The 18,799-nt window shown below is 40.7% G+C and carries 19 protein-coding genes; 12 read left to right on the forward strand and 7 right to left on the reverse strand.

Features of this window, described 5'->3' with window-relative positions; translation table 11 throughout:
* Nucleotides 1–6 precede the first annotated feature (6 nt).
* From MTP41_RS02200 to MTP41_RS02215, 4 genes are all read left to right on the forward strand, one after another.
* The gene (locus MTP41_RS02200; RefSeq protein ID WP_249236093.1) at nucleotides 7–282 is read left to right on the forward strand and encodes a hypothetical protein; all 276 of its coding nucleotides are present in this window, start codon (nucleotides 7–9) and stop codon (nucleotides 280–282) included.
* Nucleotides 283–335: 53 nt separating this feature from the next.
* Nucleotides 336–1,721: a relaxase/mobilization nuclease domain-containing protein gene (locus MTP41_RS02205; RefSeq protein WP_249236546.1), complete on the forward strand. Its 1,386-nt coding sequence runs from the start codon at nucleotides 336–338 to the stop codon at nucleotides 1,719–1,721.
* A 561-nt stretch (nucleotides 1,722–2,282) separates the two neighbouring features.
* On the forward strand, nucleotides 2,283–2,906 hold the full coding sequence (locus MTP41_RS02210) for a hypothetical protein (RefSeq protein ID WP_143405739.1): 624 nt from the start codon (nucleotides 2,283–2,285) through the stop codon (nucleotides 2,904–2,906).
* Between the two features lie 20 nt (nucleotides 2,907–2,926).
* Nucleotides 2,927–3,139 (forward strand): helix-turn-helix domain-containing protein, encoded by a 213-nt coding sequence (locus tag MTP41_RS02215; RefSeq protein ID WP_097772710.1) that lies wholly within the window; start codon nucleotides 2,927–2,929, stop codon nucleotides 3,137–3,139.
* A gap of 573 nt (nucleotides 3,140–3,712) precedes the next feature.
* Here MTP41_RS02215 and MTP41_RS02220 read toward each other — a convergent pair.
* The 5 genes from MTP41_RS02220 to MTP41_RS02240 all read right to left on the reverse strand — a co-directional run bounded on the left by MTP41_RS02220 (nucleotide 3,713) and on the right by MTP41_RS02240 (nucleotide 10,571).
* Entirely contained in the window at nucleotides 3,713–5,335 is a 1,623-nt protein-coding gene (locus MTP41_RS02220) for an ATP-binding cassette domain-containing protein (protein WP_249236094.1), read from the reverse strand.
* Nucleotides 5,319–6,614, reverse strand: coding sequence for a radical SAM/SPASM domain-containing protein (locus MTP41_RS02225; protein ID WP_097772424.1), 1,296 nt, complete (start codon nucleotides 6,612–6,614; stop codon nucleotides 5,319–5,321). Before MTP41_RS02225 ends, MTP41_RS02220 begins: the two co-directional genes overlap by 17 nt.
* A gap of 702 nt (nucleotides 6,615–7,316) precedes the next feature.
* A complete protein-coding gene (locus tag MTP41_RS02230; protein WP_097772423.1) occupies nucleotides 7,317–7,901 on the reverse strand; it encodes an accessory gene regulator B family protein in 585 nt (194 codons plus the stop codon).
* 640 nt (nucleotides 7,902–8,541) lie between these two features.
* Complete coding sequence (locus tag MTP41_RS02235; protein WP_249236095.1) at nucleotides 8,542–9,864, reverse strand: sensor histidine kinase; 1,323 nt, start codon at nucleotides 9,862–9,864, stop codon at nucleotides 8,542–8,544.
* Nucleotides 9,861–10,571 carry a LytR/AlgR family response regulator transcription factor gene (locus MTP41_RS02240; protein ID WP_179859118.1) on the reverse strand — a complete coding sequence of 237 codons (711 nt, stop codon included), beginning with the start codon at nucleotides 10,569–10,571 and terminating at the stop codon, nucleotides 9,861–9,863. Before MTP41_RS02240 ends, MTP41_RS02235 begins: the two co-directional genes overlap by 4 nt.
* Before the next feature lie 168 nt (nucleotides 10,572–10,739).
* On the opposite strand from MTP41_RS02240, the gene MTP41_RS02245 reads away from it, so the two are divergent.
* Nucleotides 10,740–10,982: a helix-turn-helix domain-containing protein gene (locus tag MTP41_RS02245; protein ID WP_097772709.1), complete on the forward strand. Its 243-nt coding sequence runs from the start codon at nucleotides 10,740–10,742 to the stop codon at nucleotides 10,980–10,982.
* A gap of 64 nt (nucleotides 10,983–11,046) precedes the next feature.
* Here MTP41_RS02245 and MTP41_RS02250 read toward each other — a convergent pair whose 3' ends face one another.
* On the reverse strand, nucleotides 11,047–11,517 hold the full coding sequence (locus MTP41_RS02250; protein ID WP_249236096.1) for a transposase: 471 nt from the start codon (nucleotides 11,515–11,517) through the stop codon (nucleotides 11,047–11,049).
* Nucleotides 11,514–11,975, reverse strand: coding sequence for a transcriptional regulator (locus MTP41_RS02255; protein ID WP_249236097.1), 462 nt, complete (start codon nucleotides 11,973–11,975; stop codon nucleotides 11,514–11,516). Before MTP41_RS02255 ends, MTP41_RS02250 begins: the two co-directional genes overlap by 4 nt.
* A gap of 324 nt (nucleotides 11,976–12,299) precedes the next feature.
* On the opposite strand from MTP41_RS02255, the gene MTP41_RS02260 reads away from it, so the two are divergent.
* The 7 genes from MTP41_RS02260 to MTP41_RS02290 all read left to right on the forward strand — a co-directional run bounded on the left by MTP41_RS02260 (nucleotide 12,300) and on the right by MTP41_RS02290 (nucleotide 18,696).
* Nucleotides 12,300–12,926, forward strand: a complete 627-nt coding sequence (locus MTP41_RS02260; RefSeq protein WP_143405737.1) for a hypothetical protein — start codon at nucleotides 12,300–12,302, stop codon at nucleotides 12,924–12,926.
* A gap of 873 nt (nucleotides 12,927–13,799) precedes the next feature.
* The gene (locus MTP41_RS02265) at nucleotides 13,800–15,119 is read left to right on the forward strand and encodes a BTAD domain-containing putative transcriptional regulator (protein WP_242957143.1); all 1,320 of its coding nucleotides are present in this window, start codon (nucleotides 13,800–13,802) and stop codon (nucleotides 15,117–15,119) included.
* Nucleotides 15,120–15,625: 506 nt separating this feature from the next.
* Complete coding sequence (locus MTP41_RS02270; protein ID WP_249236098.1) at nucleotides 15,626–16,108, forward strand: sigma-70 family RNA polymerase sigma factor; 483 nt, start codon at nucleotides 15,626–15,628, stop codon at nucleotides 16,106–16,108.
* Between the two features lie 446 nt (nucleotides 16,109–16,554).
* Nucleotides 16,555–16,782, forward strand: a complete 228-nt coding sequence (locus tag MTP41_RS02275) for a hypothetical protein (RefSeq protein ID WP_249236099.1) — start codon at nucleotides 16,555–16,557, stop codon at nucleotides 16,780–16,782.
* Nucleotides 16,783–16,916: 134 nt separating this feature from the next.
* Nucleotides 16,917–17,594: a type II toxin-antitoxin system PemK/MazF family toxin gene (locus tag MTP41_RS02280; RefSeq protein ID WP_249236100.1), complete on the forward strand. Its 678-nt coding sequence runs from the start codon at nucleotides 16,917–16,919 to the stop codon at nucleotides 17,592–17,594.
* Nucleotides 17,585–18,403: a DUF6551 family protein gene (locus MTP41_RS02285; RefSeq protein ID WP_249236101.1), complete on the forward strand. Its 819-nt coding sequence runs from the start codon at nucleotides 17,585–17,587 to the stop codon at nucleotides 18,401–18,403. The genes MTP41_RS02280 and MTP41_RS02285 overlap by 10 nt, the downstream gene beginning before the upstream one ends.
* Nucleotides 18,404–18,510: 107 nt before the next feature.
* The gene (locus MTP41_RS02290) at nucleotides 18,511–18,696 is read left to right on the forward strand and encodes a hypothetical protein (RefSeq protein ID WP_249236102.1); all 186 of its coding nucleotides are present in this window, start codon (nucleotides 18,511–18,513) and stop codon (nucleotides 18,694–18,696) included.
* The last annotated feature ends 103 nt before the right edge of the window (nucleotides 18,697–18,799 follow it).

The raw sequence follows: 18,799 nt of genomic DNA on the forward strand, positions 1-18,799 counted from the left end.
CTTGCTATGAGGTTCGTTTTTAAGATGATCGTTTTCCCGTTTTGGCTGCTTACAGCTTACCTTGCGCTGATGCTGAAATGGACGCTGAACCTGTCGGCGTTTGTGCTGGCGCTGCCCATGCTGTATATTTTCGGCTGCGGTCTTTATACGCTGTACTGCCGGGAGTGGATGCAGTTCTTGATTTTGCTGGTGGCAGAGTTTGGCTGCTTCCTGCTCATCACCGCCGGAACGGTCATTGTGGAAGCCGTAGAATGGCTCAGCGGTTGGATTGCAGAATTATAAAATTTTTATGCCGCCATTGTGCGGCATTTTCTTTTTGCCGGGAGGTGGTAGAACTGGCTGCAACACGCTTGATTGCGCTGCACAAAAACAAAGGCAAGTCGGTTGCGGCCTGCCTGAAAAGCCGAACAGATTACGCCCAGAACCCGGACAAGACACAGCAGGGCGAACTGGTCAGCAGTTACGAATGCAGTCCCCTGACCGTGGATGAAGAATTTATGCTTTCCAAACGCCAGTATGAGTTGATGACTGGGCGCAGGCAGAAAAGCGATGTGATTGCCTATCAAATTCGACAGTCTTTCAAACCCGGTGAGATCACCGCCGAAGAAGCCAACAAGGTGGGCTACGAACTGGCAATGCGTTTCACCAAAGGCAAGTATGCGTTTATTGTCGCAACGCATACCGACCGAGAACACATTCATAATCACATTATCTACAACTCCACTGCATTGGACAGCACCCGAAAATTCCGGGATTTTTTGTTGTCCGGGCTGGCGGTGCAACGGTTGAGCGATTTGATTTGTCTGGAACATCAACTGTCTGTCATTGAAATCAAGCCGTACCGAGAGCGACAGAAGCGCACCCTTTATCCACCCAGAGAAAGTAATCGAGATAAGTTGTGTGCCGTAATTGACAACATCCTGCTGAACGAGAAAACTGCAAGTTTCGAGGGCTTCCTTCAAAAGCTGGAACAGCAGGGCTACGAAATCAAACGGGGAAAGTACACTTCGGTCAAAGGAACACGGCAGAAACGCTTTATCCGTTTTCGGACACTGGGCGCAGGATACAGTGAAGATGAAATCAAGGCGGTCATTGCCGGAGAAGCCGAACACCGCCCACATCAGAAGCAGCCACCGAAAGAGCAGCCGTTCCACCTGTTGGTGGACATTCAGGCAAAGCTCTCCGAGGGCAAAAGCGAAGGCTATGCACGGTGGGCGAAACGCTACAATTTGAAAGAGATGTCCAAGACCTTGATTTTTTTGCAGGAAAATAAAATCGGCAGCATCGAAGAAATGCAGGAGCGTGTGGACGCTGCCACTGCCCGTTATCATGAACTTGGTGATTCCATTAAAGCCTCTGAAAATCGGCTGGCAGAAATTGCGGTGCTGAAAGCGCATATCACCAACTACGCCAAAACGCGACCGGTCTACGATGCCTACCGTAAGACCGGATACAGCAAGCGCTTTCTGGAAACGCACCGCACGGAGATCACGTTGCACAAGGCAGCGAAAGCGGCGTTTGATGAAGCCAACTTGAAAAAACTCCCCAAGGTCAAGGAGTTGGATGTGGAATATTCCAAGCTGCTGACAGAAAAGAAAGTACGCTACCCGGACTACCGCAAAGCGAAAGAAGAAATGCAGGAGCTTCTTCGTGCAAAGAGAAACGTAGAAATGTTCTTTGCAGAGGAAAAGAGCATTGCCGAAAAAATGAAGTCCCGATAAATGAAGATAGCCTAGGATTCTTCCCTCATGGAAGAACCCTAGGCTATCTTTTTTGTTATAAAAGTGTTTAGAACAAACGCGCAGCCTGCATCGGCACGATGCAGAACAAATGGGGTTTGGGCACAGCCCAACAAGCATTTTGCAAAGCAAAATAGCATTTGTATAGACGAATGCCCTGCTTGCCGCAACTATGCGTCATTTTGTTATGAGGTAAAGTGTGGAAAATATACCTCCCTCAAGGGTGCACAACAGAAATGGTTTGTTCGATTCCGTATTTTGGATGCAGTGTACAATGAATACGAATTGAAAGTCGATATTGTCGGAAAAGCCGAACATCACTCCACCAGAAACAGTCGCCTAAAGAGCAGCTCCTTAATCTGCTGATAGATGCTCAGTTAAATTTGACCGAGAGCAAAAGCACGGGCTATGCTCGCTGGGCAAAAAGATAGTTCACGAAACATAATGTTTGTCAATGGTTTATTATCGTTAAGCGATAATAAACCATTGACAAACATTTATATCGGTGGTAACATAGGGATGTAGCGTAAGGAGGTGCTTATAATGTTTCGAGGAACGATACCACAGACTTCAACAATAAAAAGTTTAAAAACAAGATGTGACACTATCACACCAGTTATTAATATTGCATTTATTTTTACATCGTTATTTTTGATTGCTCAAATTATCTATTGGATTGTTCTTTTTACAAAACCATCTTGTGCCTTCTCTTGTGATGTATTTAAATCAGGAGAAGATATAGTTGCAATTTCTCGATATGCAAAACAAGGCACTATGATTATAGTAAATCAAAAAATTTCTGAATCTGTGGTTACATCTCCAAAAGCCTTTTATATTCTAAATTATTTTAGAAAAGTATTATGCCAAGGACTTGTAGCGGTTCTTTTATATTACACAAAAGAACTTTTTGGCACAGTGGCTAGGTACTGTACTCCGTTTCAAGAAAGCGTCGTTCAATATTTCTATAGTTCTGGTTGGATAACTATTTTATGGGGAGTCATAATTAATGTTTTCTATCCAATAATTGCAGAATTCTTGGGATTTGGTAAATATAGTATAACCTTTTTTGATTTCCGAACAATTATGCTCGGTGGGATTCTCCTGTCCTTTTCTTACATTTTTGGGTATGGAATGACATTACAAATCGAATCAGATGGAACACTATAAATACTTAGGGGATGATTATTATTGCAATAATTCTTCGATTGGATCGTGTGATGGCTGATAGGAAGGTGACACTCAAATGGCTTTCGGAGCAAGTCGGTGTTACAAATGTAAACCTGTCAAAAATTAAAACGGGAAAAATAAACGCTATTCGCTTTTCTACCCTAAATGCATTATGTAAAGCTCTTAAGTGTCAACCTGGCGATTTATTAGAATACTGCGAAGATAACGTATGAGATTCGGATAATTGCAATATTAGGATGATAGAATTACGTACATATCATTTTGTTAAAAAAGTAAGCTATAACAAAAATCTCTCTGCGTAGGCTAATAGAACTACACAGAGAGATTTTTGTTATGATTCAGAAATACATTCAAACTCAAGAGAGTGTTCTCCACTTGTCAATGATTCACAATCTATTTGACAGAAGCATCGTTGCTTACGGAACTGAAACCAACTAGACGATCAATCTTGTAAATGTAATCACCCCTTCCATTGGCTGCAATAATTATAGTCTTTGACAGAAAAAGCTTTTTATCAACTAAATGAGAGCATTTTCATCTACATTACCTGTCTTACCACTCTAACGAGCCGTGCCCATAAAGCATATCTTCTAAGATGATAAGTTCTTTGTCATCTCACCTTACTTGAACCTTATAGATAAAACATTTTTGCACCCTCCGTTATGCTAGCGACTTTGAATTGTTCAAGCTAACCTATAAAAAACTGCCCACACACAAATCCTCGTGAGTGGACAGAAAAGTTAGTTGATAGTGTTATATACTATTTCTAGATACTTTTTAAGTTATCACATACAGGGTTGAAGTGTGATGATCTTATCAAAATATGGAATTAAAGTGTCATCATGAGTAATAACAATAATCAAATGGTTTCGCTTGACGGATTTAAGATATTTCATTAAATTTAATCTTGCTTTAGCATCAAGTGCTGAAGTTGGTTCATCAAAAATCATTACATGTCGATTTCGTATCAGTGTTCGAATGAGTGCAATTTTTTGCTTTTCACCGCTCGATATATTAGAAAGACTAGAGTCAACGATAGTATTTAGACATAAATGCGCATTTTCTTCTTGGTCAAACAAGCCTAATATATCAGTGAATTTTTTTATGTCGGTTGATGAATAAGTTTCCCCTAGGGTTATGTTGTATTCGATAGTTTCATTTAGCAGAATCGGTTCGCTTTCACAATAAGAGATATTTTTTTCTCTTAATTTAGAAAAACATATGCGAGTTGATGAAATGCCATTAATGAAGAGATTTGATGCGTTATAAATTCCCATTAAAATATATGCAAGTGTTGTTTTTCCACTTCCATTTTCACCCAAAACACCATAAATATATCCCTCATAAAAAGAGTAATTCAAATTTTTAAAAACCACCTTTGAACGGTATTGGAAATTCAGCCCAGTTAGATTTATACTATGTATCTCAACAAGCTTATATGTACCGTCTTTAGGAACAGAAGCGCAAACAATTTTACTTATTCTATCAAACGATGCTTTGGTTTCTTGCAAATTTTTACCCATAGAGAAGAAATATTTGATGCCTCTCATAGATGTTCTACTTAAAGATAAAAGTATTGAAAATTCTCCGATCGACATTTTTTGATGAAAAATATACACGCCAGAAACAATAAAAAATAAAACTTGTATAACAATTTCAAAAAAGCTATCAAGCATCGAAAAAGAAAAACTTGTATTTTGATATACAATCGCTTTTTTATATAGTATGGAAAAGGCTGAATCTAATTGATTGAGCATTTTTGAACTTGCTTCAAAAGCTTTAATAAATGGAAGAAAATCCAGTTGTTCATATAGTTTTCCGAAAAACAATCCTTGTGCTTCTTTATATGATAAACTAGATATATAAACTTTTTTTCGTAGCAAACTATACAGTAATGCATATGCACTTATTGATCCTATTAAGATAAGCGCAATCCCTAAATTGTAATAAAAGGTATAGCATATTGCAAATAACCCCATAATCAAATTTATTACGGAATTAGAGAAAAATTCCAAGAAAAAAGAAGATACTTGATATGAATCATTATTGATTTTTTGAGTCAAAGATGCAGCATTCTCTGATCGTACATCCAATAGAGATATTGTATGTATTTTTTGAAGAACATCTCTGTTGATCTTGTACATAATTTGGTTGTTGGCTTTTGCTGTTAAGAGATTTCCGAGAAAGCTAAAAACGATACTTCCTATAAAAGTAACGGTGTACAAAACGCAAAACTTAACAAGTAAATCGATTTCTTTTCCACTATATAGAGTATCAAAAATGGCACCAGTAACAAACATTATGACTAGCGACAGAAAGTTAGAAATTAAAATGCAAAAAAAAGACGAGATAAGAACTGCTTTACAATCGATAGCCTTTTTCCAAACAAATTTAATCATTGTAAACATTTTGTGCCTCAGTACGACGTGAGTTTAAAATTTGAGCTAGGGAAACGTAATTATACCTTACTGTGGCACAATTCATAATATTGGAAGAGATATTGTGGTATGGACATCCACCTAAGCAAACCGGAAGAAATGCACATTCTTTGCATTCTGAATAATATGTAAAATTATAACATGTCCATTTTTTCATATTCGGCGTATCAAATCCGGTTTTGACGTTACCGGAGGATTTTTCTTTAATTCCAATCTCATCCCAACATTTGTATAAATCACCCAATGGATCAATGACGAAACTGTTAGATGCTACGGCTCCACAAAGTTGTCCGTTGAACCGTGGAAGGCCAACAAACGTGTACCCTCTGTTTAAATTTCTCATATAGAAGGCCGATTCATACTCGGAGAAATCGCGGCTATTCAAGCAGCCGGAGTGGTAGCAATTCCCAATATTGTTAATATCGTCAACTGCAGCGATATAAACATTCACCTTTCCTCTAAGATTGTACTGATCAAAGTAATCAAGCAGTTCATCAACTCGTTCCATATTCTTTCTGTCAATGTTAATGCGAATACTAATATTCAAAAATTCACATGCTTCAGAAATATTTGACAAGATCCTGTAAAATGTATCCGAATGATTTGGCAGACATCTCCGTTCATTGTGTATATCCGGTGGGCCATCAACTGTAACCTGTGCAGCGACAACGTTAAGTTCTTTTAAATATTTTGCCATATCTGAGGTTAGGTAATACCCATTTGTAACTATTGATGAATGAAGATCCACATTTTTGTGTAATTCAATTGCCCTAGTAATCTGTTCAATGATTTTAGGCTGTAATAGCGGCTCCCCGCCATACCAAGAAATAGAAACGTGATGCTTACCATCAATTAGCTGAGTAGCTTCGATTCTTTCGTGAATAAAATGAATTACATCGCTAACTATAGAAGGCGTCATGGTATTATACTTTCTACCTGTTTCATAGCAATAGGGGCATCTGAAATTGCAAGACAATGTAGGTGCAATCGTAAGTGAAAGAATTCGGTTGCTTTTCATAGAATCTTGCATAATATTCGTTAAACGAGCAAATTCATCGATTTCATCTGCAACATAGAATCCTCCTTTTTCCATGTTGGAAAAATAATTGGCAATATCGGCTTTTTTATCATTTGAAACATATTGAGAATAGTATTCATCATTGAGTAAAACGGTCGCACCTGTAACGGTATTATACAATAAATGTTTGTCGCCAAAATTCGACAATATGTTGTACCTCGATTTTTTCACAATAAAACCTCCAAAAGAGCAGCAGAAGTAATATGAATCTTCTACTGCTCTTTGATAAAAACATGTAATCAACCAAAATGACGACAGGTCATCACGTATTGATCAGGCATTTAAAACAAACATTTACGGGACAGAAATCTGGATCATCCTTTCGAGCAACGCAAATTCGCATTACACATACAGCACTTAATGACAGATCGTCTTGATTCTGCGGACTCTGTAACCATTCCATAAAATACACCTTCACTCATGATAAAAAATTATAAGCATTCATCGGTAGAAAGTACATGGATAAAACAAATCATCATACCACGGCAGGTATCACTTGAAGTATATACCGGGCATACGCCATAAGCAGAACAACGTCCAAGACATTTTGCTCCTTGGCATGGACAGGAAGAAGATAACTCCGCGATATCTAAGGGATTTTGTAGCCAATCCATTTTTATTCCTCCATTCTTCTTGATTGATCATTATTATCTGCATGAGATTCATCTCGCCATTATCGATTGTTTTGGCAGCAATGACAACTCGAAAAATTATTATTTGTTTTTTATTTGGGTTCCTTTGATATTTTGGAGGTCGGTTTTATCATATAGTTCAAGGGGCCTCTCGGGCTGATAGAGAATACTAGTACACGTCGGAGGCCAACCAAACCGCTCCAAGTCGATCATATATTCCAGAAGGTTCTTTGCAATCAAATCAATGCTCATCATAAAATTCCTTTCTTTTTATATTTTCAATTTGGAGCAGCACGACGGTAGAAAGCACACTCCAAAATGTACAACTTAATACAATTGGACATTCGCAAAAAATCATATTAAAAAACCAAATTATATAGACGACAACTTTTTTCTTTTGATTATTTGCATTTTTTTCATTTTCTCCGAAATGTACATACTGAGGATATAATGGTGAACAGTGAAGAAGGTTTGCAAATAATACAGCATTCAAAATCAATGTGATAATTGGCGGTACTCGTTCAACAAATGGCTCCAAGAACACTGTTATTAGTAAAAGCATTACACTGCTTAAAGTAAGGCATTTCCAAGGTGAAGATGCATGCCATCCCCCAATGTGTCTCCGAATTGAGCAGAAGATAATTAAAAACAAAACAGTCTCTAAAGGTCTTTTAATGTAGAGAGAAAAAATCAATGCAGTCATTCCAAAGATAAGCCGAATGGTTTTCTTCTCTATAACATATTGGCACCAACTCTTGTTTTTTCTTTCTACAATTCCAATTTTAATGAAATAGTCAGATAGATACTTTGAAAATTTCTTTATCATTTCCTTTTCACCTGTTGGTACTATACTACAAATCTTTGACTGATTGTCGCTTTTGCGGTGAATGCCATATTTTTTGCAGTGAAATTGGCATTGCAAGGTTGATTTCCCACCAACCAAAATAATGGTTGGCGGGAATCACATAGTCTTCTAGTAAGCAGTACCAAAAAGCTATCAAGGTGCTACTTATTTAGAACAATTCCTTTATATGGCGTTATAATATCCTGCGGCAATAGTTTCCCAGTCGTCATAGTCCGTTGTTGAAAATCCTGCCGCTGCAAAACTTCCCATATGTAAAGTTGTTAAGTCAAAAAAAGAGCCGGTATATCCGTAGTTGAAGTTCCCCAAAATTTCACTTGTAATATGATGAAATTCTCCGTCATAATACGAACAGAATACTCGATTGTACGGCTCATAAGGAGCAAAAAAATTAAAAATGCAGCACAAGCCATAGATCGTGCGGTGAAACGGGCATTGTCAATTGTAGGATGTTAAAACTAATGGTTTGAGTGAGCCTTAGAAATGTATTTTATTAGTAAAACCTCTGCCTGCTTAACTCGTGGTTTCAAATCTCTCAAGCTAACAAAAAAATCCCACCTGTCCGATGCTTTAGGCAAATAACAGGCGGGATTTGACAATTTAACTAACGACTGATTGGGAGTTGTGCAGAAAAAGAGAAAAGTTGCTTCTGTGAACTATAATCAAAAACATAGAGAGCCCCTATATTATCTAAAATAGCTGTGACATTTTTCAAACCGTAACCATGTTCAATTGATGTGGTTTTAGAAATCACTATTTTGTTATCAAGAATTTCTACATTATGCGCTGTACGATTTTCAAGATATAAGAATCCTGCAGCTTCTTTCGTTCTCATCTTCAACAGTATTCTTCTTTCTTCAAAATTCGAAATATCCATACAGGCATTTAAAGCGTTGTCTAAAAGGTTAGAAAGGACAACTATTAATTCTTCATCTGATAATGGAAAAGTAGTGAGATCCCCAAGCTGTAGTTGAAATGAAATTTGATTTTTGACAGCAATAGAATATTTTTGAGTCAACAAAATATCTACTACATTGCGTCCTGTCTTGGTAATCAATGTTGGAAGCATTTCTTTTTTTAGTAATGGCCTTACATATTTTAGAACTTGACTATCTGGTGATTCTTGTTGTGCCAATCCATAAATTATAGCTAATTGATTTTGAAAATCATGCGTCTTTTTTCGCTGGTCAGAATAGGCCTCCACTAATGCCTCCATGCTCTCTTTTTCCTGCTTGATACTACGTTTTAAGATGATATTATCCTGCAATGCAGCTTGTTGTTGATCCATATAATCGAGTACCCATATTGCCATTACATCAAAGAATAAAAGAACGATTTCGCAAAGGAGCAACTCTGTTCCAGCATTGGATTCAATTTCATAAATTTGAAAAAGCATTACAGAACAGAAGGTTGTAGTTAGTGGAAATAGCATTGCTCGAAGCCAATCATGCCAAATAGTGTTTTTGAATTGAAATCGCTTTTTTGCGAGTAACCCGATTATAGCAACAATTAAAAGTTCCACGCATTTTACTCCATAACATATTAAGTAATACTCTACTGGATTTTCCATGTATGAGGAAAATTCTCTCTTGGATAGAAATGAAATAGCTAAAAGGACTAGAACATCCCATATGCTTACAAATGAATAAAATCCAACGGCGATTCCGATACTTTGTATGATGGTGTCTATATAAGAAATTTTCAACCATATAGCATCCACTATGATTAATACAAATGCTTTGAGCCAAAAATACTTATCAAGTAGTGCAAGGGCAGCAATATTAAAAACCGCCAACAAAATAATTGAAATCAGGAACTTTACTGTTGATAGATTTTTCTTGAAAAAAACTGAAGCAAAAAAAGTTAGCACAATCACTTCAAGTAGTACCAATAATGTATTGCTCAACAACAGAAGAAGTCTATTCATAGGTTTGTTCCCTTCCAAAGCAAGAATTTTCTACAGATTTCTTTATAATTTTTTTCTGAAACTCTAATCGTTGTACTATTTCGAAGCTGCGCACTGTAGCTAGCTATCTTATCAATATAATGCATATTCACCAAGAAGCTTTTTTGCAACCGAATAAAGCCTTGGTCGGAAAGGAAATTATCATAGTCTTCTAATTTTCCAAGACATTCTATGGTTTCACCATTCAACAGAAAGACCTGTACTCTTCGCTGAGAAGTTCCCTCAAAGTAGAGAATATTTTTTATAGCTAAAGGCAGGATTCGGTCCCTTTGTCGAATTTGAATAGTGCGGTTATTATCATATAGTTTTTCTTGCAGATCATCCATACAATCAGAAAGTTCTTCATCTAATTGTGTTTTGAGAAGATATCGAAAAGCGTTCACCTTATATCCTGAAGGTGCATACTTAATAAAGGATGTCACAAATACTAATATCATCTCTGGATATCGTTGATGGAGTACCTTTGCAACATCTAGTCCGTTAATTTCCGGCATATCAATGTCAAGAAAGGCCACCTGTATAGATGATAAATCATCTTCAAGTAGATTTTTGCTAGAGGAAAAAATTTGGCAATCATATAAAAGATCTTTTCTAGCGCAGTACTCCTTTATTTTCTTGTCTAGTATTTTAGAAAATTCCAACTCATCGTCAAGAATTACAATCTTCACGGCACAATCGAACCTCCGTATCTTTCTCTTATATTGATTAACCATACCGCGAAAACCTCCATATTGTCAACATTATTTTTGCAATTCGCATCTTTAGCACAATTATCAAGCATTCATGTGTTAAAGTCAAGAAAAATGCTGATTATTAGCATAAAGTGGGATTGGTGCATGAAGATATATGATTATGCCGGCAAGAAGAACATTAGTGGGGAACGGATACGAGAAGCACGAACACGGCTCCATCTGACACAAACAAATCTTGCTGTTCAGCTTAAACTTGTAGGCGTTGACGTGGAACGCGATTCTATAAGCCGTATCGAAATTGGAACACGATTTGTTACCGATTACGAAATTCGCGAATTATCAAAAATTTTGAAAGTTACTCCCACATGGCTTCTTGGGATGGAGTAACCAAACGAAAAGTGTAGCGGTTTGTGACTGCTGCACTTTTTTCGTATTATAGCAATTTTCAAAATTAAAGCGAGTAGTTGCAAGAACGAAACCATCCGGCACAGTCGGATTGCGAAATATGCGCAAAAGCAGTCTGGAAGACATCCGGCAGAGCATCGGCTGTCCGTGCTTTGAGTTTGCGGAGGATAGCTTTGACCTTCGACCAGAGTTTCTCAATCGGGTTCAAATCAGGGCTGTACGGTGGCAGGTAAAGACAGTGTATGCCGGATTTATCCAGAAGTTCTTTGACTGCCTTTGCATGGTGAGATTTCATGTTATCCATGACCAGAACCGAAGTTTTGCTCAAATATGGAATCAAATCGTTTTCAAGATAATCCTTAAAACGGGCAACGGTAGTTCCACTGGGAAATGTGGTATAGTGGTAGATTCTGTTTGCCTGAATTGAAGAAAGAATCGTTGTATTCTTCGGCTTGCACAGTGGTGCAGAATCGACTGCTCTGTTTCCGCCCAAAGCATAGGCGTAGTGTCTGGTCATGTCCGTGTTGCAACCGCTTTCATCCAGAAAGACAAGATCATTGCTTTTGTACCCAGATAATAAGGCCGTTCCAGTCTTTCCGCTTCTTCGCCACATCGGGGACGCTCCTGTTCGGCAGCGTGAAGGGATTTCTTTTTGCGGCGGCAGCCCTGCTTTTGTAAAAACCTCCAGACAGTATCAATGCTGGCTGGAAGATTCAACGTCTGAATGATTTCCAGACAGGTGATATCCAGCTGGGCATTCAGAAGATTCAGGATGTTCTGACCCTCTGTTTCTGTAATTTTGGGCTTACATCCACGGAGATTTGTCTGCGTTTCATAGCTGCCGGTTTCTCTTCTGCGCTTCAGCAATCGGTAGATCGAACTGGTGTTTACAGAAAAGCATTCTGCCAGTTCTTTTACACTGATACCTCTATCGTATGTCTCCAGAATCAACTTTCTTGCTTCATTACGTAGCATAACATCCACCTTCTTTGCTTTTGTTATGCCACTTTTTGCGAAAAGGTAAAGTACCGTGCACTATATTTGAAAATCGCTATAATACTCCTAAGACCAAGTAGAGGGTCTTAAAATTATTAAACTTTTTCGATTCTTGTATCCAGCTGATATGAATAGCCATCTCACCGCAGAAACTATGGCTTTTACGGCAAATCTCTCAATTTTGTCTCCTTGTGTGTTATAGTACAGTTATACATTTTAATGGATTGAGGTGACACCAATGCAGAAAGGTAAGAAGATGTAGACACTCAAATATTTGATTTTTCATAATTTAGAGGTAAGAAAATGAAACGTTTTGTTGCTTTGGTTCTTTCCACGTTTGTTTTATTTGCTGCAGGATTGGTTTCATTTGCTGCTCCTGTACATAGCAATTCTCCTGCGCAGTGGCATGCGACGGCAGTACTAACCAATACTGATACTGGTGAAAAATCCTTCGTGCCTATTAATTTGGCAGAAAGCTCCATAAAAAAAACTAGCGATTCCTCACAATGTTTTACTGAAAAAGCAACAGTATACTTTAAGATTTCTAATAGCGAGATTCAACCTTGTTATTCGGATACATCTATTTCCGAAACAGATGTTAAGGCAACCATTAAAATCACTTATAATCGTTCTAGTGATAAAATACAAGTGACCAATGTTAGCGGTTCATGGATACCCGATAATTCTCAAATTCAAATAAGTAACCGATCTGTTGATTATGGTGATGGTGGTCCTCTCAGCAGTGGTCATAGTGCGCATCAAAAACCAACATCAAATTCTTTTTCCTACACAACCGGCTGGCCATGGGTGACATGGTATCCTGCTTCGTCTGATGCAATGAGTGGCGCAAGAGCGTACTCGACTGCGACAGTATCTGTAACTGGTATGAGTTCGCATACTATTGAGGTGTTTGTGACAGCCACAAAATAATTAATCGAGGGAGCAAAGTATTTTGTTGTTTGAATTCAAAAAAATATCCTCTTCGTTGAATTATGAAAGGGCAAACAGAATCGGGGAACTGTTGTCTAAGAATAAAATTGCTTATCAATTAAAGCCTCGTGTTATGTCGGTCTATAATATTTTTGACTCTGCACATTTAGGAAATATGAGTAATCAAAAACCGAAGATAACTTATTCTGTTTATGTGAAAAAATCCGATATACAGTCGGCGATCGAGCTCATGAAAAAGATTTGAGGTTAAACATTTTAGTTCTTCAACTTTCAACTTGCAAAATCGATAAACAAGGAAAAGTAAATAACGATAACAACATTTAACTTCCAAGTTTTAAAGTGCGGATTCAGCAAATATTTTCTTGGTCTTCACAATTACGGGGCTGTTGCAAAATAGCTCTTTGGAAAAATAACGCTCAAAACCCGGAACTCTTTCGGATCCAAAACGGTTCAAAAAGAGTTCCGGGTTTCTTGTTTTGCACTATTTCTTTGTACAAGGAGCTATTATATTTTGCAACAGTCTCATGAAGCCATCAGCAATATCGTTTATCCGCATGAGTTGTTTTTGCTTCTTGCAGGAGAAGGTGCCAATTGATACTTACAATGGTTTGATATGACAATATCCATCTCACTGCAAAAAATATGGCATTCACTGCATTTTGGGCAGCTGTAAAATTTTTGTGATATAGTAAGAATCGAAGTAAGTGTGTACTTCATAAAACAATCGTATGATGTAGCTTTGTTCAGCTCTTGCGGTTGCATGATTGATACCAGCACAGCATAGGGATTCACCGTACAGAGCGAGTGAAGCCCTGATGCTGTGCTTTTTTATTTGATACGAGGTGAGATTTTATGCGTCAGTCTGATCATGAGTACGAAGAACGGAGCTTTGGAGATATTCAACGTGCAATTGATTTTGATAACAGTATGAACGACCTAGAATCGCAATTGTATTACCGGCGTCTTTCCCCGAAAGAAGTTGCCCAGCAGGTGCTGAAAGCTACCTGTCAATTCTACGATGCTGACTGGTGTGGGTTGATTCAGGTTGATCTTGATCTGAACTTGTGGACACCTTTCTGGTGGTTCAACACGGGTGCAACGGACAAAACAATGCTTTTGACCGAAGAATATGAATCCGCTGAATTTCTGGATCGGTGGGTACAGGCTGTCCGTAAGGGTATTCCGATGGTCGTTCCGGATGCCGAGGCGACAAAAGAAACCTATCCTGCGGAGTACGACCTGTACCAGCGGCTTGGCATACGGTCTGTCATTGCCGTTTCTCTGGAACCGCGCCCGGTCGCGCTGCTCGCCGTCCGCAATCCCAAACGGTACATCCAGCAGACCAGTATGCTGCGGATTCTGGCCTATGTGCTGCTTGCATCGTACAACGAACAGAAAATGCTGAATCGGCTCCAAATGGCGTATATTCCTACTTCGATTCAAAGCAGCAAGGACATCTATGTCAGTCTGTTTGGCGAACTGAGCATCAGTACGTCCAAAGGCGTTCTGAAAGAAGCCGATTTTAATTCTCCGAGAATCAGCCGACTGATTTCGTATCTGCTGATCTCCCGCAAAAATGCTATTTCTCCGCAGGAGATCACGCAAACACTCTGGCCGGATGATTCAGACAATCCCGCCAAGAACGTCAAAGGGCTGGTTTACCGTTTACGCCAGAAGTTCAGTATTATTTCGGATGAACCATTGGTTTTATCCTCCGCATCCGGATATCAGCTTAACCCGGAACTCCATATTATGACGGATTATCAGCGTTTTGATGAACTTGTATCTTCCGCTGTCAGAGCGTCCTCCGTAATCAACAAAGTGGACATCCTTAAAAATGCTCTTGACCTCTACCATGGAAGGGTCTTGTCCTCCGCAGACGGAGAACATTGGCTCATTCAGTTTGCCACAAAATACCATCTTTCCTATATGAGTGCTGTCAGTGAACTGCTGAAGCAGCTGGATTCGCTGCGTTCTTATGACCTGCTCAATCAGTACGCCATGAAGTCTCTGGCCATCGCTCCGGATAATCCGAAAGCATACTGCTGGCTGATTCGCTCCCTGAAAGCGCAGGGAATGAATGAACTTGCAACCAATGAACTGGCCGCAGCAAAGGAACATCTTACCACGGAAGAATACGAAGAAATCCTTGCATTTGGAGTCAATCGGTGAGAATAATTCCTATAACACTTTCGTAACACCTTCATGTGACTTTCATAACACCTAAAATTCTTCAGAAAGGGGCAAAAACGGCTCCATAACACTTTCATAACACCGCCAGATGACTTTCATAACACCGTCGTGTGATATGCTTACAGGGCACGAATCGATGCCCTGCAAAAGCTGATCGCACGGCGGTTTTCTTTTTACGGGCTTCGATGCGCCAGAACAAAAACATATCGAAGCCTGAGATGCATTAAAGGCCGAGGATACTTATACTGCTTTCCATTTTCGGATGGAAAGGTATCGGTACCCTTTTCTTTAGTGCATCTCTTTTTTGTTGCCTAGAAAAGCCCGCAAACTGTCCCGCAGTGAAGTGTCCTCATCCTCCGCATCCAGCGGAAAGGACACTTCATGTTTCTTTTTGCCCTCTTTTCGTGGCTGGAACTGGCCGCAAAGTATCCCTAGAATCTCCAAATTTCGACTTTTTACGCTTTATCGAAAATTTGGAGGTTTACATGAAATTCAATAATGGCTCGGAGCGTGTACGTCTGGAAAACAGGTGGAAGAAACTGCGTATCCAGTACCGGGAAGCAGGAATGTCAGAGGAAGCAATTCAAGAGATGTACAACTTTGATGTTCAAGTGGTCAACTCCGAACAGCGGTACTATCGACATTCAAAATACCTCGCCTTTAATGATGCAGACACGGAGGACACCCATAGTAACGACCGCTATGAAGAAGCTATTTTGATGGCCGACACATACAGGGAGACCAAAAGTCGTTTTACATGGATCGGCGAAATTGAAGATGAACGCTTGCTCTCTGCCCTTGAGAAATTGAAAGAGGAGGATTTGAAAATTCTGACCTTATATGCCTATGACGGCTACACTGTTACTGAAATTTCTAAAGTTTTACGCTGCTCCCAGCCTACAATTAGCATCAAAATCAAACGAATTACTAAATTTTTGAAAAACTTTGAATTTGATGCTATGGATTGAGCTTTCTCGTGAGCTAGTAAGTGAGGGGACAATTTCCCGGACGGCTACCGCCGCTGGTTATATGTCCACACTCACGAACCTTGAAAGCTGAATAGTTCAGTCGTCTGGTACTCAGAACAATGATACTTCCGTAATTCGCGGCCCGGTCAGAAAGTAGACGGGGTGGCTGAGATGCCAATGGAACGGTACAAGCCCGTCGCCAGATGATTCCCCACTCTCAGGGAGCCGAGGGCGAATATGAGAGAACTTTATTCATATTTTCATCGCACTGCCAAATCGGCAGAGCAGTGATCTGCAATCCCAACACGATTCCCCAACGAATAACACGTTGGTTTGCAATAAAGCAGGAGCAGTCGGATGCCGTTTTCGGTCTCCGACAACTCCTGTTACTTTTACTTATCCATATCTATCCGCAAAACAACTACCCGACATAGGAGGACATCTCTATGGATGAATTGAATCCTACCGTGCGGGAGCAGGAGATCTACGAGGAAATGGAGCTGACCCCGGAAATGGTCAAATCCATCCGAACCCTCTGCGCGACCTGCCTCCGGCACTTCGTGGAAGCTAAGGCTTTCAAAATTGCGCTCGTGCCCAGCCCTGACAAGAGCATGGACACCTGCACGGTCTGCCAGACCAACCGTGGGCATGACTATGTTGTTATGCACCGGTAAGTCCGGCACTGCACTTTGTCAACGGGGAGGTGATAACACACCCCATTAAAATGAATGCCGCCATAAATTGAACGAAGCCCGCTGCCAAGAAAAAGCAGCGGGCTTTGTACATAACAAAACATGGAGGTGAACATTTGCAGCAAAACTGGAAGTTCCGGCGCGGAGACATTTACTACGTCCAATTCGGAAACACAAGTACCGGCTCGGAACAGCACGGCGACCGCCCTGCGGTCATCATTCAGAATGATGTGGGCAATACCTACGCACCGACCCTCATCGTTGTCCCTCTGACAAGCAATACGGAAAAGAAAGTAAATCAGCCGACACACTGCTTATTGGAAAACGAAGGGCTGTCTATGTCCTCTATGGCTCTGGCAGAACAGATCTTCACCATCGACAAAAGCCGCATTTTGAAATACTTAGGGCATCTCGCCCCGGAAGATATGCAGCGGCTCGATTATGCCTTGAAGAACAGTCTTGCCTTGAACCCACTGGGCAGCATTCGGAAGCTCAAGCCCATCATCCGCTCCACGGCAGCGTATGCGCCGCCGGAAGTAGTGGATGGCAAGCCGCCTGTCTATCCATACACACCCATTCAATCGTCCTTTGAGGACGCAGGGAGCGTGGAGGAAATGATGCTGTACACCGAGCTGCAATCCGCTGTTCATGCCATGATACAGCGGCTCGAATACAGCTTTACCTTTAATCCCAGCCTGCTCACCATCCCGAAGCGTAAGCAGCAGGTCAGTGAGATTTTAGCAGAAGCTGAAAAATACATCTGGAGAATCCGGGAGGAAATGCAATGCGAATGAGCAACACCAACAACTTTTCCGCATCTTTCAATGTGGCCACTCCTTATCAGATGGTGGTCATTCACAGCAGCAAGCTAATCTACCCGCGCGAGCTTTATCAGCGGGGCATCCAGCGTAAGCGCGTTGAGCTGATTGCAAGAGACTTCAATGAATATACGGCGAACGAACCGAAAATCAGCTTCCGCAATGGCCGGTATTATGTGACGGACGGCCAGCACACCATTGAAGCGCGTATCCTGCGCAACGGTGGCAAAGACCTCCCGATTCTCTGCAAGGTGTATACGGGTCTGACGATGCAGCAGGAAGCCCTGTTCTTCGCAGAGCAGAACGGTCACGCTGCACCGCTGACGGCGGGCATCAAGCTCCGTGCCAAGGTCGTGGGCGAGGATGCTCTTTCCATGGCATTCCTCGCAGCCACCAACCGGGTGGGTCTGGACTTCAATTATGACAGCTTGCAGTTGAGCGACTACCGCATCAGCTGCGTAGGCACTGCACTCAAGCTGTACAACCAGATGGGCGAGAAAATCTACTGCGAGGCTCTGCGGCTGATTGTGGACGCATGGGAGGGCAAACCTGATTCCTTCCGTGCCGCAGTCCTGAAGGGTGTGATGTACTTCGTGGAAGTGTATCACGGTGAGTTCAGCGAGGAACGGCTAATCCGTGCCCTGCGCAGCGTCCATCCCATGGAAATCTACCGCACCGGGATGGACAACCCGGCAAAGCTGCCCGGATGGAAGAAATACGTTTTCCCCATCTATGCGACGTACAACGGCAAATCCCGTAAGGATGCGCTACCGATGAAGTTCTGACATTTACAGGAATCTCTCCTTAAAGACAATGGGCATCCGCACAACGCAGATGCCCATTGTTACATATTAAGACAACAGTACTTATTCATAATAGGAGTTACAATCTTATGATCGATAAATTTTCACAGGTCGCAAAGAACCTTCCTGCGGCTGACCGTGATGCCGACCGGCAATATCATGTAATCAACGGTTATCCTGTCGTTTTTAGCTTTTCCAAGGAACCCAACCCGGAAGCGTTTGAGCGCATTCGGAACATCCTGCTTGCCACCAGCTATACGAAGAAGGTAGGTTGACATCATGGACGAATGCAGAATCAAACGCTATACTGAGTGCGGTAACGGGCGGTATTACAAACCGAGCTATTGCCGGACGTTCTTTGACAACGAAATAAAGCCT

The organism is Faecalibacterium sp. I4-3-84, assembly GCF_023347255.1.
Taxonomy (GTDB): Bacteria; Bacillota; Clostridia; order Oscillospirales; family Ruminococcaceae; genus Faecalibacterium; species Faecalibacterium taiwanense.

Coding starts and splice junctions, on each gene's coding strand:
- MTP41_RS02235 (WP_249236095.1), bottom strand. CDS start 9,864: ATGAATAGACTTCTTCTGTTGTTGAGCAATACATTATTGGTACTACTT.
- MTP41_RS02285 (WP_249236101.1), top strand. CDS start 17,585: ATGCGAATGAGCAACACCAACAACTTTTCCGCATCTTTCAATGTGGCC.
- MTP41_RS02255 (WP_249236097.1), bottom strand. CDS start 11,975: ATGCTACGTAATGAAGCAAGAAAGTTGATTCTGGAGACATACGATAGA.
- MTP41_RS02245 (WP_097772709.1), top strand. CDS start 10,740: ATGAAGATATATGATTATGCCGGCAAGAAGAACATTAGTGGGGAACGG.
- MTP41_RS02220 (WP_249236094.1), bottom strand. CDS start 5,335: ATGTTTACAATGATTAAATTTGTTTGGAAAAAGGCTATCGATTGTAAA.
- MTP41_RS02265 (WP_242957143.1), top strand. CDS start 13,800: ATGCGTCAGTCTGATCATGAGTACGAAGAACGGAGCTTTGGAGATATT.
- MTP41_RS02250 (WP_249236096.1), bottom strand. CDS start 11,517: ATGACCAGACACTACGCCTATGCTTTGGGCGGAAACAGAGCAGTCGAT.
- MTP41_RS02260 (WP_143405737.1), top strand. CDS start 12,300: ATGAAACGTTTTGTTGCTTTGGTTCTTTCCACGTTTGTTTTATTTGCT.
- MTP41_RS02270 (WP_249236098.1), top strand. CDS start 15,626: ATGAAATTCAATAATGGCTCGGAGCGTGTACGTCTGGAAAACAGGTGG.
- MTP41_RS02200 (WP_249236093.1), top strand. CDS start 7: ATGAGGTTCGTTTTTAAGATGATCGTTTTCCCGTTTTGGCTGCTTACA.
- MTP41_RS02275 (WP_249236099.1), top strand. CDS start 16,555: ATGGATGAATTGAATCCTACCGTGCGGGAGCAGGAGATCTACGAGGAA.
- MTP41_RS02210 (WP_143405739.1), top strand. CDS start 2,283: ATGTTTCGAGGAACGATACCACAGACTTCAACAATAAAAAGTTTAAAA.
- MTP41_RS02290 (WP_249236102.1), top strand. CDS start 18,511: ATGATCGATAAATTTTCACAGGTCGCAAAGAACCTTCCTGCGGCTGAC.
- MTP41_RS02230 (WP_097772423.1), bottom strand. CDS start 7,901: ATGATAAAGAAATTTTCAAAGTATCTATCTGACTATTTCATTAAAATT.